Below are 13,229 nucleotides of genomic sequence, written 5' to 3' on the forward strand. Positions count from 1 at the left end.
ATGAAAGAAATCGACTGGCTCTCGGGCCGCAGGGGGGGCTGTTCTCGAAGTTAAGGGAGCAAGACGCATGTCTAACCCACCAAATCCATTTAATGCGGATAAGAGCAAGACTGCCTCATGGACGAGGCGAAAACTCTTGGGAATCGCTGTTGCTGCAGGACCAACTATCGGCACAATCGCGTCAGCCTTCGTTCCGCGTAAGGCCGTCGCTTCTCCGGTTAATCCCGGTCCGTTTGTGTCAGAGGAACTATTTCCCAACCTTGTCGATATAGCTGCGCGTGGAGAAGCCGTTGCCGCAATATCAACCATCGTGACTCAATCTAAGAGCGTCAAGCTGAATTGGCAGAATCGGGGCTTAGCGCCTCGTGGCTATATGAAGGGCATGGCTCTTGTCTTCGCGAAGGTATACCTCAAACTGAAAGCTGGTGACCCTGCCGCCAACGAAATGGCGAAAGCAAACAGCGGAGATATGAGAACGGACGCAATCGCATGGTACGCGGACATATTTAGCCGGTACTCGATGTCAAACGCGGACTCTGGGATCGACACCCTGCGCCACCTATTCGTGCTGTTGATTGGGCTCGGGATGAGAGAAAGTTTGGGAAAATATTGCGCTGGACGTGATATTGCCGCTTCAAACACGTCCGCCGACACTGCGCAGGCCGGATTATTCCAGAGCACTTTCGCTGCTAGTACCACAAGCCCGCTGTTGACGGAACTATTTCGGCATTATTTGGCGAATCCCGCGGGTTTCGCGGGTGTCTTTGCTGATGGCGTGCAATGCACGCCAGCGGAACTGGAAAACGTTGGCAATGGTAACGGCGAGAGATTTCAACGCTTGTCTAAGGAATGTCCGGCCTTCGCGGTGGAATACGCAGCTATTTGTCTCCGTCAGATACGATCGCAATATCCTTCTATCAACCGACGAGAGGCTACCGTTCGACCCGAGTGCGATGAGATGCTGCGGCAGGTCCAAAGCTTCGTTGATGTGTCGCCGAACATAAATGCGTCGCTTGGTCTCAATTAAGTTCTTAGAAGACCCTCGGTTTACCGCCTTGGGTTTCCTTTCTTCAAATCGGTTCAGCCCGTCGTATCTGCGCCCAGCCCACGTCCGGCCGCAACATTCCGCTCATCTTCTCGATGATCCATTCCGGGTCAGCAAGCGCGGGCGGCGCCAAGCCAGCCTGACACAGCGCGGCCGTACCGGTGAGGTGAATGAGCGTTCGTCGCATCTCGATCTCCAGCATGCGCAAGCCTACATTGTGCCGGAAACGGATTAAATGAGGTGCCGAGCATTATTTGAAATTGTTGGCCGCGAGGGCGGCCCGGAGAAGCGACGGAGTGCCGAGCAGCTTCTAGAAGCCCACGTGGCACGAATATGTCGCTATCACCGTAGACCAGCAGCGCGGTCCGCTTCGGAGTCTTGGCCTTTTCCGACCGGGGCTTGCGGATGTCCGGGCCCATGCGCCACGAACTCCGGAAAACGCTCCACTGTCGTGCGCCGGCCTTGTGGGCCCATAGAGCAGGTTTTCATCAACATGGCCGCGCTCTCGCGGCTGATGCCCTTCTGCTGCTCGCGGACACCGGCAGAAGGGCGGAAACGGGCACCAGCTTTCCCGGCGCGCCCGGGGCTGCACCACCCCGGGCGGAAGGCGATCTTGCTGCAAGCCGTATAGACCAGCGCTTCCACCTGTTCAAATCCACGGGCGCACATGAGGGCCGCCATCTCGAGGCCGATGGCCCAGGCAGTTGGCGAGCGCTTTGCGGCGGCGCCGCAGAGGTCCAAGGCGATCACCGGTGTCAGGACGCAGGAAGAAAGTCGTCGCTTCCGCTCATCAGGCCAGCCACAAGGTGTCAAACACTGAGCAAGAACAGCACGGTGATAAAGATGGAAAATTTTGAGGAGTCTTCACAAAGTTCGAAGTTTGCTTGAAGTTGCTGGCAAATCTCAAACAATCAACCGACCGCACCTTGCGGCTTTTATCCTGCTATAGACGGTTGCTTCGCGTAACCGTCCGATCTCCGCACATAGATTGATTATGTGCAATGGCGCATGATGTGGGGCTCCTTCGTGAGGTGGAGGATCTCCGGCGGTGGGTCATCGTTCCTGGGCAAAGGCCAACAACCCGTACTGGTCGAACCACGTTGCGACCTGGTACGCCGGGCATCAAAGCGTCGAGGAATATTGCCGCCGACGCGAAATTTCGACGACGTCGTTCAAGAGATGGGCGCGTCATCTGCTGAGCTCGGAAGATCTGCGCAAACGCAAGAAACGCCTGCAGAATTTGCGCACCAAACAGCTCGAACGACAGGGCAAGAAAGCGCGATCGAAGCCCCGCCGGAAAACATTCACCTATCGCTACAACATGCGTACGGATAGCGACACAATTGCTGTTCGGGCGTTCTGGGGCATGCACGTTGAGGCGATGAACTGGAGCGGCTTGGGGAATGCGGAGTATGCCGCGGCGCTCGGACTTTCTCCTTACGCACTGCGCATTTGGCGCAATCGCTTTGCCGATTCCGGCGAGGAAATGGACTGGCGATCTCTGCTTCATCCGAGTGCCCGGGCTCAATTAAGCAGCGCTGCTAGTTGCGTACGGCGCAAATACCGCTTGACACCGCAAGAGGCGGACGGTCGGTCCAACCGGCGCCGCTTCAGCGACGAACAGAAGCGCGCGATCGTGCAGGAGACGGAGAAACCAGGTGTCAGCGTGTCGCAGGTTTGCCGTCGGCACGGCGTCGCCACCAGCATGGTCTTCCGCTGGCGGGTGCAGTTCGGCCTGGCGGCTAAGAAGGCGCCGCGATTGGCAACTGTCGCGCTGACCAAAGGCACGGCGAACGAGGTGCCGGCGCTCGCGGCGTTGTGCGACCTCGTGCAGCCGCCGGACGGGATGATCGCAGTCGAATTGGAAAACGGACGCCGTGTCTTTGCACCAGTGGGCAGCAGTCCGGCGGAAGTGAAGCGGCAGCTCGCCCGCAAGGAGAAGGCGTCATGATCGTCATCCCGGCGGGCGTGCAAGTGCACCTGGCGCTTGGTTACACCGACATGCGCAAGGGACTCGATGGACTCTCGACATTGGTGCAGGAACACCTGAAGAAGGACCCGTTCTCGGGCCATCTGTTCGTCTTCCGCGGCAAGAATGCTTCGCTCTTGAAGATCCTGTTCTGGGATGGGACAGGGCTGTGCCTCTTCACCAAGCGCATCGAACGCGCGCAGTTCATGTGGCCGCGCGCAACCGAGCCCGGCGGCACGGTGATGCTGACGCCGGCGCAGCTCGCAATGCTGCTTGAGGGTATCGACTGGCGCACACCAGAGCGCTTCTGGCGCCCGCTTCTTGCGGGATAACTCGCAAAACACTGCATCAAATAGAGCGACGGCAGTTCTTCGAATCAGCGTGTTCGAGTAGTATCGAACATGCAGCTCGATTTGAACAATCTCCCGACAGATACAGTACTTCTGCATCGCCTCGTTCGCGATATCGCCGGCGGTCTTGAACATCGCGACACCGAGATCGAGCGCCTCAAGTCCATCATCAAGCAGTTGCAGCGCGCGCAGTTCGGCCGACGTTCCGAACGCATCGATCCGGATCAGCTTGCGCTTGGACTTGAAGAGATCGAAGCCGATTTGGCCGGCAAGGAGGAGAGCCATCCGCCGGCTGATAAGCAACCAAACGAACGGTCTTCCCATCGCAAGCCTCTGCCCGATCATCTCCCGCGCGAGAACGTGCGGCTCGACATCGACGACATGACCTGCGCGTGTTGCGGCGGCGCGCTGCATGTGGTCGGAGAGAGCGTGAGCGAGATGCTGGATTGGATACCGGCTCAACTGCGCGTGGTACGAACTACCCGTCCCAAGTATGCTTGCCGTGCTTGCGAGACGATCGTTCAGGCACCGGCCCCTGAGCGGGTGATCGCCAGCGGCCTGGCAACGCCGGCGTTGCTTGCCCAGGTGCTGGTCAGCAAATATTGCGACCACACGCCGCTCTATCGGCAGTCGCAGATCTTCGCACGCCACGGCGTCGATCTCCCGCGATCGACGCTCGCTGGATGGGTCGGCGGCGCCTGCTGGTGGCTCGAGGCATTGCACGAGCGTTTGTGCAAGAACGTGTTTGCCTCCGACCATCTGTTTGCCGATGATACGCCCGTACCGGTGCTCGACCCCGGACGTGGGCGAACGAAGACGGGACGACTCTGGGTCTATGCCCGCGAGCAACGCGGCTGGGGCGGACCGGAGCCGCGGCGGCGGTCTATCTGTTCGCGCCAGACCGCAGAGCTGAGCGGCCAGCTTCTCATCTGGCAAACTTCAAGGGCGTGCTCCACGTCGACGGCTACGCCGGCTTCGAGCCCCTGACAGGAAAAGGCAACGTTGTGCTCGCCGCATGCTGGAGCCATACACGGCGACGCTTCTATGAGGTGGCGCAGGCCACCAATGCTCCGATCGCGACCGAGGCGCTGCGGCGGATTGCGGAGCTCTATGGCGTAGAAGCGGATGTTCGCGGTCAGTCGCCTGCGTACCGGCTCGCAGCGCGCCGGACTCGCTCTAAGCCCGCTATCGATGCCATGCGGCTCTGGTTCGAAGCGCAGCTTCCTCTCGTGCCGGGCCGAAGCGCGCTTGCTGAAGCGATCCGCTACGCGCTCTCGCGATGGGACGGTTTGACGCGCTTCCTGCATGATGGTCACATCGAGCTCGATACCAACCCGGTTGAGCGCGCAATCAGGCCTGTTGCACTCGGCCGCAAGAACCATCTGTTCGCTGGCAGCGATGGAGGCGGACACAGATGGGCCGTGCTGTGCACGCTGGTCGAAACCTGCAAGCTGAACGATGTCGAGCCCTACGCCTATCTGCATGACGTGCTCTCGCGCATGATCGACGGATACCCGGTCAATCGCCTCGATGACCTGCTGCCGTGGGCTTGGAAAGCCGCAAATCCTGTCAAGAGCTGAGAGAAGTGCAGCAGCCGGACGCTTACTGCTTCGCTTCGTCCGTGATCTCGGCCTTCTCCACTCCCAAGTCGAGATGCGCTCAAACACAGCGCTGGTTACGCGAGCAGAAACTCTTGCGCAGCATTATTTGCGGCGCATCTGTTCAGATCATTCGCGTCTGAGCGTGACGTGCTGGCGATCGATCGGCAGAAGTCGGGAAGTTGAACTGCATGGGCGATGCCGGCCGTCTGCAGATCAGATGCACAATGAACGGCGCCCGGTAAGCATCATTCTATACAGACCCTCCCGCGATTCAGGAAGCTGGTGCGAAAGCCGCGTGCAAATTGGCCGGTCCCGAATCAGGGTGTCAGCGCCGGTGCGTTGCTGCCAGCCCGTTCAGACGGACGTCGACCTGATGCCCCGCCATTTGCGACCGATGCAAGCTCACCAATTGCCATCGGCCTGTTGAGAGCTCGCCATTCGAATCTGTCTGCTGCCTCCAGATAGGCCGCAAAAAGGGCTGTGGCGCTCGCGCAGCGTGTCGATCACAACTCTCAGATCGTCGCGTGTCCTCATGGTTAGACGATCCCGCAGTATAGTTAAGGACCAGTAGCGCTGAGCGTCAGCGCGTCATTCGGGCCATAAGACTCGATCTGATGCCCGGTCTTTCCTTTCGCAAGCCCAGCAAGTCTTCTGACGAATCGTGAGGATCTCGGACGACCGTAGCTGGACCTCGAGCTTGGGAGCATCCCCGCTCATGAAGCGCCCTGAGCACATGGAAGCCGCTACGAATTGCTGACGACGGGTTTGATCCGGCAGTTCCGGCGCCCCATGCCGCGTATGGCCACTAAAGGGAGGGCTGTAGCGCGAGATGTCGCGCGATTTGGCAGTTCCGCTTCTGCTTCATACATGCGACTTTTCTTGGCAACTACGCGCGGTCCAGGGCTTCGCGATAGACTCGGCTCGCGATCAGGTAGTGACAGCCCCAAATGGCACCGCCATTTGGTGCCGCTGTGCAGGCCATCTGCTTCTTCTTAGGGCTCGAGAAAATGCGATGAGCCCTCGCGGTCGCCGGAGGCCCCCTTCTTCTCAGCCACTCGAGGCCAGTCCGATCGTGTTTGAAGCAGGTCGTCCGGTGGCGCTTCCCATGGTCGCCCGGGCCGAGGCGCGAGGAGCAGCATCTCATTATGATAGAAACAGTTCGGCCCCATCCGTTCGATGACTTGGAGGCGTTGGCTTGGCTGCGTTCGCAGGACGGCGGGCGCGTGACCGCCCGCGCGGCGGAGCTGGGACGTCAATGGGGCTGGAACAGGATGCGGACCACTCGCCGGCTGAAAGCTTGGGAGCAGGCAGGCCTGATCCGTCGTAACGCTGAAGCGATCATTGTAACGGAGCCCGTAACGCCGACCGTTACAGAGGATATGGGGGCTGTTACCCAAGCTAGCGCCGTCACAGCGAGGTCTGGAGCGAAGGGAACGCGCCGTCTCACCACACCGGTCGGTCATGCCGCTTTCATCGTGGCGCTGGCACTGGCTTGCGTATCGGCTGCCTTTTCCATTGACGGGCTGACCACGATCTTTGCCGGTGCCTTCTGGCCTGTCATCATCATGGGTGCTGTGTTGGAGGCCGGAAAGCTCGTCGCCGCTGCCTGGCTGACTGAGCGTTGGACCTCTGCACCATCCATCCTGCGGCTCGTCCTCGTCCTGATGATCAGCGTGTTGATGGGCCTGAATGCGATCGGGGTGTTCGGCTTCCTTACCCGCGCTCACCTCGACCACATGGCGTCGGTCGAACTTGCCCTTGCCGACAGAACCGCAGATATCGAGGCTCGCCTCGGGATACAAACCCGAACAGTCACCGACCTGGATCGGCGTATCGCGCAGATCGATATGGCCATCGATGAAGCAACGCGGCTAGGCCGGCCGCTCGGAGCGATGACGATCGCTGATCAGAAGCGCCGCGAACGGGCGGACATAGCGGCTGAGCGCCTGCGCGAGTCTCAAGCGCTCGCCAGCCTACAGATCGCCAAAGCTAAGATCGACGCGCAGCGCAGGCGTGACGAGGCGGAGGTCGGGCCGATACGATATCTCGGCCAGTTGGTCGGCATACCCCCCACGGACCTTGAGAGAGTAGTCAGGCTGCTCACGTTGGCTCTCGTGGCCGTCCTAGATCCGATGGCGGTCGCGCTTCTGCTCGCTGCAGGCATTCACGCCAAGCGTGAGGATTCATTCTGACCACGCCATCGTCTCGGAGCAAGCTTACCGCCTGGCTACCTTTTCCGCCCAACTCAGTGAGCGGCTAACCCATTCGATCCGTCCAATCCGCAGGCCAAAGAAAGAGAAGGAAGGGAAAGTTATTTTCTCACACCCTATGCACCTGTGGTGCTGACGTTTCGCGGGCCGCGCGCGGCTATCTCATTGGGGTGAAGTAAACATTCGGTCTTGAGCAGTGTTTACACAAGCGGGCCTGAATGAATACGGCGGTCTTGCCGAATGATCTACAAATCAAGACTCGTCAATAACTTGCTGGCGCTTGGGCGCGGATACCAATCGATTTGCCGGTCTCGCGATCGATCCCTCGCGCATTTGCCCGGGTAAATGGCGCCTCCAACGCTGTCGGCTCTTGCGATCTGGACGGCGTTCGCAGATCGCTTCCTGCGGGCTGGAGATCGATTATGCAGAGGGCAGGGCACTTGCCAAGCCCGCATATGTGTTGAGCGATCATAGGCCATCGTTGGCATGGGAAGCTGCGATCCAATTTGCTTCCGGGCTCCCGATCAATCCCGCTCGTACTGCCGGTACCGGGGTTGATCCTGACGCCAGACATGGCGGCCGGTTGATCCAAGGTGCGCAGGACCCGGCCGAGACGAGAACCGAGCTGGGCGGCGGTCGGGTGCTCGGCTGACTTGGCAGCAGCTGTTGGGGCTGACGCCTGCGAAACCGCGGACGGGGTGAGGCTCCGCCCAGCAGATGTTCCCGTACGACAGAGAGTCCGCGGGAGGTCGTGCGCATATCATCGCGGCGGCGGCCAAGCTCGAACCCCAGCGCCTTGGCCTCACGTTGCCAATGCTTGATGAGCTCGGCGAGCTTGGCATCCCGCTCGGGACGGCGCGTGTATAGGGTCGCCAGCTCTATGCCCTTTGGCGTGCTGTAGCCGTGGACCTCTGCCGCTTCCTCAATGGCTCGGCGTCGCTTTGAGAAAGCGCGCTCAATACGGGCTGGAAGGCCGTAACCCGGAACGTATCCTTCTGCCGCTCCAGCCGAATGCCTTGCCGTTCGAGCTCCGCGGCAAGAGCAGGGCGGTAGGTCGCACCAGCTTGCTTATGGGCCTTGTAGAGCTCGCGGCTGACGATCGCACCCGAACCGCCATCGCGGCGCAGGGCGAGGTTGAAGATGCGGGTCGGATTCGCGGCTGGCGTGGTGATCGAACTGCGACATCAGCAGCCCCGCGGTTTGCTCGCGCGTAGCTCCGGACCGGCCACGTCTAGCCCGTCCTGCGGTGGCTTCCAGGTGAACGGATGCCGCCTGCACGGCCGAGCGATGCGCCTGCGCAATCACCTGGCGCTCGGGAGCCTCAGAGAGCGCCCACAGCACGAACACGGATTTGGGAGCGCTGAAGGTCATGTCCCAACCGGCCGCATGCTCGCGGCCGCCAAGCTGCGCCAGCCGCTCGCCGGTCTTGGGATCGATGCCGCGCAGAGCGGCATCGGATTGGGTCTGCGTGACCGGGCCGCCCAGGCTGAGCCGCTCGACCGCTTTGCCGGCCCAGCGGCCCGCCGGCTCCCCATCACGGCTGTAGTAATCGTCGCACTGCAGATGGCTGTAGTAGCGCGAGGCCGACGTGGCGTTCCCGCGAGCTGAGATGGACGCTACCGTGGCTCAGTCCCGCCGCTTGAGGATTTGTGCCGCCAGATCCTTGCTAAGGCGAGCGGGTGAGGGCGTTAAATCTGGATCGGCTTCTCGAGTCTTCGAGAGACTGACCCCGGAGAAGGGACGAGTCCAATCAGCCGGCATGATCGGCTCCCGCAGCTTCGGTATTTTGAGATAGGGCAGCTCCAGCTCATAGACGTCTTCGCCAAGGCCGATGAATCGGACGCGCACGCCGTGCTTGGTCGGGCCGGGACGGGAGCCAAGCTCGGATGCCGTGATCACCCGGCAACCGACCTCAACCCTTTTCGATCTTCGATAATTTCCGAATGGCGAAGCGGGATCAGAACCTATAGCTCTTGCAAGATCGAGAAAGACGGCAGTGTGAGGAGGTATTTGCTACGTTCCACTCTCGTCAGCTAGCTAGGGCTTACGCTTTGTGCAAGAAACCGCGACGTTCGTATAACCGCACTTGTTTCCATCGTGGGATCCAATGGTAGCCGTGGACCATCTTAGGCATCTCTTCTTTGCCCAATCATCAACCGTGGGGAAGCCAGGAAGTATACAGTAGATACGATCATCGTGGGCAAATGTGCAGCCGCCTTCGTACTCGCCTATACATACCTTGTACTCAACGGTCACGGTTGTAAGAGCATCGTAAGTCACCGGTACCGCAATGGCTAGACCGGCAACGATCAAAGCGGCCCCGATAAGAAGGACCATTCGAGACTGCTGCACCGGTTCGAGCTTTTTAACGCTTCGCGCCGGTTGTTCGTCCTTCCCATTCGTCTCGCCGCTTGCATTTGCTTGCAAGCCTTTCTCCCTGCGTTCTAACCAAAACTTGTATAGAACGTACAGGCCGCCTATGCAGGTGGTCAGCCAACCAAAGATAGCTTGGAGTGCCGTGAGATTTGCCTGAACATATTGCAGAAATGCACTCACGAGTCAGACTCGCTTGAAAAAGACGGCCTATTGCAACAACAGATACACATTATATATCGAAGGAAGATGGTGCGGCCAAGTATATATACATACAAGAATGTGGATTGCATCAGCGTGTGGTTTAAGTATCCGTCTGTCGGCCACGAAAGATCTTTGTTGAGTCGGCGTTTTCTCCATAGTGATCAAGGCTGCTGGCGCCGACTCTCCTCAACGACGCATCTAAGTCTTCATCCTCTGTGGACTGCTTTGCGGTACCACTGAGGAAGTGGCGCGTTGACGAGCTTTCCGTTCTTGAATTTCGGAAATTTGCCGCTGTCGATCACAATGCTCTCCGAGTGGTGACGCTTAGAACAACGCCCTATCTGAGTCAGGCAAAAGAAAAATCCTGGCCTTCGAAGGGACGGGGCGGCTGAGTCGGCATAGGGCAATCGGCTCAGTAGTCCAGGGTATGCGGAAGCAGCAAACCGGGAAACGGGGAGTATTTCTGGAAGGGGCCTCTCAATTGGTGGTAGTAGAAAGGGCGGTTCACTAGAGGGGCGCGCGCATGGCGGCGGAAGTAAGTGGGCATGTAAGTACGGTTTCAACAGCATGGGCGGTTTTTAGCGTCATTGGTGGGTCTTTAATCGGCGCGGCCATCAGTGCCGGGATGGCGTATTTCACCCTTCGCCAGAACATCAATGCTGCGAAGGCTAATCGGGACGAAGATAGATTTGAACTGCGCAAAGCTCGCGGCTATGCGCTGTTCTTTAAGATGATACGGCTAACCTCCGACCTGCATACACTCGGCAAGGCCGTCAAGAGTTGTTTCGATGATGCACAAAAGTCCGGCTTCAAAGGAGCCGCATTTCAGATAGTTAGGCCGATAATCCCCTTGCCAGACCCGGTGCAATTCGCGCCCGAAGAAATGGCCCTCGTGCTCTCGATTGATTCGAAACTCTTCAACGAGATGGGCGCACTCGATGAGCTTCATAAGAGCACAGTGGCGCTGTTCGACATGTATAACACCGAACGCACCAGAATCATGGAGCGATTCGGGGCGAAGATGGAGGGGGCGGTAGGCACAACGGGCCTGACGGAACAGGAAAAGAATTGGCTTGAGCCGCGGGCATACCAGTTGAACCAGCTCGTCGAACTCATGCTCCAGAGAACTGAGCAGGATGGTAAGGAAGCTTGGGTCGTCCTGGAGAAGCTACACACGACGCTCGAAAAGACATTCAATCTAAAACACAAGCTGGAGCGCAAGGATGCGACATCAGTTCGGCAGCCGACTTGATCTCTAGTTGAACAGGCCTAACAACGCACTGAGACTGCCCGACATGCGCGCGAGAAGGCCCTCAAGGTGGAAGCGAAGCAACGCAAGACATGGCTTCGAATGGCAGCCAATCACCGCGCCGCACAGGATATCGAACGTTTGTCAAAGCCGCGATGGCTGCCTGCGGTCCGGACAAGGCGATGGAAAGAGCCGCCACAGACTGGCGGCTTGGGCCTTGGAGTCGCAGACCAAATCGATCCAGTGGGCCGCGTTCAGATTGCCGAGGATGGAACGTCGATCGAGAAACCCGCAATCACCCCGCAGCAGAGCCAGAAAGCTAAAGGAGGTGAGATGCCAGCACACGCAGTTGAAGGCTATCAACCACCTCCTTTTTAGCTATATGCGGAGCCCCTGCTTGCCTGCTTGCCTGCTTGCGCCACATCCGGGATCCGCATGCCGTCATCGTGCTCGCGATCGAAATCACAACGCGTCGTCGAGGGCCGCAATTCAGTTAGCTCAATTGGGATGAGCAGCGGGAGGTGCTCGTAAAATCGGCCGTAGGCTGCTGGATTCCATCCGTCAATCTGAGCGACTTTCTGAACGGGCTGCCTGGACCAGCCCTGGTGATGACGGACGTCACCCAGCGTATGCGGGCTTTCGGAGGCTGAGGTGGTCTTCTTCATTCGTCAGGCTGGGCAGTGGCCCGCGTCACAGACCGAGGTTCACTTGCACGAATCGACGCCAGTTCACGGCAGGTTGCCGCGGGCATTATTCGGCACTACCAACTTAGAAGGTTCGGCGTTGTCGTTCGCGGCTCGCGGGACGGAGAAAGCTTTTCTGAGCACGGCATCAGCAGTAAGCCAACGCTGTGCTCGAACTTTACACCTTTGCCGCGAAGGGTGGTCGTCAATCATGCGGGAAGCTTCAGCAGCACGTCCGCGCTCGGGCATTCAAGGCTTACGCTGCTGCGTTGAAGCGCGGTCACAAGCCGGAAGCCATCCTCGCCGCGGTGAAGCCCTGTGCCGGTGTGAACAAGCCCGGCACCGAGTTTGTGCCCATGCTCTCCACCTGGCTAAATGAGGAACGCTGGAAGAACGCAGCCGACACCACCGGCATGTCGTCGGAAGAGTTCGCCGCTCGGTATGCGCGTCTCGCAGCCGAGGCACGCCAGCGGACGGAAGACTTCAATCGCGAGATTCGGCGGCAGACAAACGAGCGGCTGGGGATACCGGAATGAGGGACTTCAATGTCAACCGCCAGTTTGAACGGCTTGAATTGTTCTTCGAGGAGTGCCGCCAGCAACGTCAGGAGCGCGAAGAGCACCGGGGCGCCCGACCGTTCGTGCCGCGGCTTCGCGAGTGAGGGAAGTCTTGGGCTGGTGCCGTGGCCGCCGCACACGCGGTTCGACCGATGAAAGCCGGGAGGTGCCCGTCGTCAAGGTTGAAACACGGGAGGTGTCCTCTTACACCGGGAGAATGAACAAGAGGATACGCCCGACTCATTGCTATCTCTGCGGCGAGAAGCTGGTTGAGCCGACGTCGGTTGACCACGTCCCGCCTCTGCTGTTCTTCCCGAAAGAAATGCGGCGGCGGTACAACATCAGCAATCTGCTGACCATCCCGGTGCATGCCGCCTGTAACCGCGAATGGCAGGAGGACGAGGAGTATTTCGTCCATACCCTACTGCCGATGACGGGAGGCAGTGAGGCGGGGGACGCCCATCACATCCGCATCCGCGAGAAGATCAAGGCGGGCAAAAACGTCTTCCTGGTCAACCAGGTAATGGACGAGTTCAAGAGCGTCATCAAAGGCGTACACCTCCCTGCGAATCGGGTGGCGAAGTTTATCGATCATCACCGCGCCTACGGTGTCATCTGGAAAATCATCCGGGGACTCTACTTTCACCACCACGGCGTCATCCTGCCGAAGGAGTGGGGCATGCGTTACTGGATAACCGCGCCCTATGAACCGCCGGAGCCGTTCTTCAAGGATTACGCCGACAGCGGGCGGGGCGTTTCCCGCGGTGAATACCCGAAGATATTCTCGTACTTTTTCGACCGCTTTCAGCCTGACGGCTGGGATTTCCATTATTGGGGGTTCCACCTGTGGGACAGCCTAATCGTCACGGCCATGTTCCACGATCCCTGGCGCTGCGGCTGCCCGGTCTGCCAGTTCGTCGGCCCGGTCTTCCCGGAATCCATGGAGGGCACCGTCAGGGCGTGATGTCCGAAGTGTTACGGACGACAT

11 protein-coding genes and 2 pseudogenes are annotated in these 13,229 nt (G+C 59.3%); 8 read left to right on the plus strand and 5 right to left on the minus strand.

From position 1 onward, the window contains the following. Positions 1-67: 67 nt before the first annotated feature. Positions 68-1,027, plus strand: coding sequence for a hypothetical protein (locus tag P6U24_RS02775; protein ID WP_407157682.1), 960 nt, complete (start codon positions 68-70; stop codon positions 1,025-1,027). A gap of 43 nt (positions 1,028-1,070) precedes the next feature. Here the strand turns inward: P6U24_RS02775 and P6U24_RS02780 are convergent, their stop codons facing one another. Then, on the minus strand, positions 1,071-1,247 hold the full coding sequence (locus P6U24_RS02780) for a hypothetical protein (RefSeq protein WP_407157683.1): 177 nt from the start codon (positions 1,245-1,247) through the stop codon (positions 1,071-1,073). An 846-nt stretch (positions 1,248-2,093) separates the two neighbouring features. On the opposite strand from P6U24_RS02780, the gene tnpA reads away from it, so the two are divergent. The 4 genes and pseudogenes from tnpA (at position 2,094) to P6U24_RS02800 (ending at position 7,157) form a co-directional block, all read left to right on the plus strand. Further along, the gene (gene tnpA, locus P6U24_RS02785) at positions 2,094-2,996 is read left to right on the plus strand and encodes an IS66-like element accessory protein TnpA (protein WP_407154080.1); all 903 of its coding nucleotides are present in this window, start codon (positions 2,094-2,096) and stop codon (positions 2,994-2,996) included. Further along, entirely contained in the window at positions 2,993-3,346 is a 354-nt protein-coding gene (tnpB, locus tag P6U24_RS02790) for an IS66 family insertion sequence element accessory protein TnpB (RefSeq protein ID WP_407154079.1), read from the plus strand. The genes tnpA and tnpB overlap by 4 nt, the downstream gene beginning before the upstream one ends. Positions 3,347-3,415: 69 nt before the next feature. After that, positions 3,416-4,944 (plus strand): annotated as a pseudogene (gene tnpC / locus P6U24_RS02795) (IS66 family transposase). A gap of 1,166 nt (positions 4,945-6,110) precedes the next feature. Then, positions 6,111-7,157 carry a hypothetical protein gene (locus tag P6U24_RS02800; protein ID WP_407157684.1) on the plus strand — a complete coding sequence of 349 codons (1,047 nt, stop codon included), beginning with the start codon at positions 6,111-6,113 and terminating at the stop codon, positions 7,155-7,157. A 486-nt stretch (positions 7,158-7,643) separates the two neighbouring features. Here the strand turns inward: P6U24_RS02800 and P6U24_RS02805 are convergent, their stop codons facing one another. The 4 genes and pseudogenes from P6U24_RS02805 to P6U24_RS02820 all read right to left on the minus strand — a co-directional run bounded on the left by P6U24_RS02805 (position 7,644) and on the right by P6U24_RS02820 (position 9,731). Beyond that, complete coding sequence (locus P6U24_RS02805) at positions 7,644-8,135, minus strand: relaxase domain-containing protein (RefSeq protein ID WP_407160753.1); 492 nt, start codon at positions 8,133-8,135, stop codon at positions 7,644-7,646. Further along, positions 8,054-8,786: pseudogene (gene mobF / locus P6U24_RS02810) on the minus strand (MobF family relaxase). Before mobF ends, P6U24_RS02805 begins: the two are co-directional and overlap by 82 nt. A gap of 15 nt (positions 8,787-8,801) precedes the next feature. After that, positions 8,802-9,074, minus strand: a complete 273-nt coding sequence (locus P6U24_RS02815) for a hypothetical protein (RefSeq protein ID WP_407157685.1) — start codon at positions 9,072-9,074, stop codon at positions 8,802-8,804. A 138-nt stretch (positions 9,075-9,212) separates the two neighbouring features. Further along, positions 9,213-9,731 (minus strand): hypothetical protein, encoded by a 519-nt coding sequence (locus P6U24_RS02820; RefSeq protein ID WP_407157686.1) that lies wholly within the window; start codon positions 9,729-9,731, stop codon positions 9,213-9,215. Between the two features lie 544 nt (positions 9,732-10,275). On the opposite strand from P6U24_RS02820, the gene P6U24_RS02825 reads away from it, so the two are divergent. The 3 genes from P6U24_RS02825 (at position 10,276) to P6U24_RS02835 (ending at position 13,205) form a co-directional block, all read left to right on the plus strand. Further along, entirely contained in the window at positions 10,276-11,004 is a 729-nt protein-coding gene (locus P6U24_RS02825; RefSeq protein ID WP_407157687.1) for a hypothetical protein, read from the plus strand. 847 nt (positions 11,005-11,851) lie between these two features. Further along, on the plus strand, positions 11,852-12,220 hold the full coding sequence (locus tag P6U24_RS02830) for a hypothetical protein (protein ID WP_407157688.1): 369 nt from the start codon (positions 11,852-11,854) through the stop codon (positions 12,218-12,220). A 187-nt stretch (positions 12,221-12,407) separates the two neighbouring features. Further along, positions 12,408-13,205, plus strand: coding sequence for a hypothetical protein (locus P6U24_RS02835; protein WP_407157689.1), 798 nt, complete (start codon positions 12,408-12,410; stop codon positions 13,203-13,205). Positions 13,206-13,229 lie beyond the last annotated feature (24 nt).

The organism is Bradyrhizobium sp. STM 3557, from assembly GCF_045571465.1.
Lineage (GTDB): Bacteria > Pseudomonadota > Alphaproteobacteria > Rhizobiales > Xanthobacteraceae > Bradyrhizobium.